Source organism: Flavobacterium sp., assembly GCF_003525665.1.
GTDB lineage: Bacteria > Bacteroidota > Bacteroidia > Flavobacteriales > Flavobacteriaceae > Flavobacterium.
In genome coordinates this window covers 28,325-29,721 of the sequence record NZ_DQDX01000138.1, presented here as the reverse complement: position 1 = coordinate 29,721, position 1,397 = coordinate 28,325, and the positions used below count along the sequence as shown (strand labels likewise).

At 37.4% G+C, this 1,397-nt stretch carries 1 protein-coding gene; it reads left to right on the top strand.

Annotation, left to right across the window (positions count from 1 at the left end):
- Nucleotides 1-1,324 (top strand): RNA polymerase factor sigma-54 (gene rpoN, locus DIU01_RS09820; RefSeq protein WP_290833952.1); only part of this gene is annotated, 1,324 nt, incomplete at its 5' end.
- Nucleotides 1,325-1,397 lie beyond the last annotated feature (73 nt).

Below are 1,397 nucleotides of genomic sequence, written 5' to 3'. Positions count from 1 at the left end.
CGGTAAAGATGAGGAAGAGGTTTTTGAAAAAGACGAGTTCGACAACAACGACGAATATGATGATTATGAAGGAAGCGACAATATCGAAGCCGACGACATCAACATTGACGAATATTTAAGTGACGACGAAACTCCAGATTACAAAACGCAAACCAGCAATTACAGTGATGACGACGATGATCGTGAGTCGCCATTGGTTCAAAATGTTAGTTTTCATCAGGATTTAATCAATCAGTTGAATACATTTATTTTGACAGATTCCGATAGAGAAATTGCAGAATTTCTTGTGGGAAGCATTGATGACATGGGTTACATTCGCCGTACAATTCAAGATATTGTAGACGATATGGCATTTACTCAAGGCATTTACACCGATGAGAAAAATGTAGAACGCATGCTAAATGTTATTCACGAATTAGAACCTTCTGGTGTTGGTGCGCGCGACTTACAAGAGTGTTTGTTGTTGCAATTAAAACATAAAACACCAACCGAAAATGTTGATTTGGCGATTGATATTATCGAAAACCAATTTGATGCTTTCACCAAAAAACACTACGATAAATTACTTCAAAAATATGCAGTTTCTAATGAGCAACTTAAAAAAGCCATTCACGAAATTGAAAAATTAAACCCAAAACCAGGCGGTTCATTCACAGGAAACAATAAAATTACAGAAAATATTGTTCCCGATTTTGCCATCAGAATCAACGATGGCGAACTAGAATTAACCCTAAACGGACGAAATGCGCCATCACTTCACGTGTCGAAAGATTACCAAGAAATGATGCAAACCTATAAAGATTCGCGCGATAAATCGAATGCACAAAAAGACGCAGTTCAATTTATCAAACAAAAATTAGACTCGGCAAAATGGTTCATCGACGCCATAAAACAACGTCAAGAAACGCTATTTGTAACTATGAATGCCATCATGCATTTTCAAGAGGAATATTTCCTTGACGGCGAAGAAACATCAATGAAACCAATGATTCTTAAGGACATTGCCGATATGGTTGGGCTCGATATTTCTACCGTTTCTCGTGTTGCCAACAGCAAATATGTCGACACACCTTATGGTACAAAATTGATAAAAGAATTCTTCTCAGAAGCCATGAAAAACGATCAAGGCGAAGATGTTTCTACCTTAGAAATCAAGAAAATTCTTCAAAACACTATTGAAGACGAAGATAAAAGCAAACCACTTCCAGACGATCAATTGGCCGAAATTCTAAAAGAAAAAGGCTATCCAATTGCACGACGAACTATTGCAAAATACCGCGAGCAACTCGATATTCCTGTGGCTAGAATGAGAAAGAAGATTTAATCTGAACTTGTTTCAGATTCTCTTAATAAGGAGCGAATGGCTTGGGCTTTCTTGCCATCCATTTTCCTGCTAT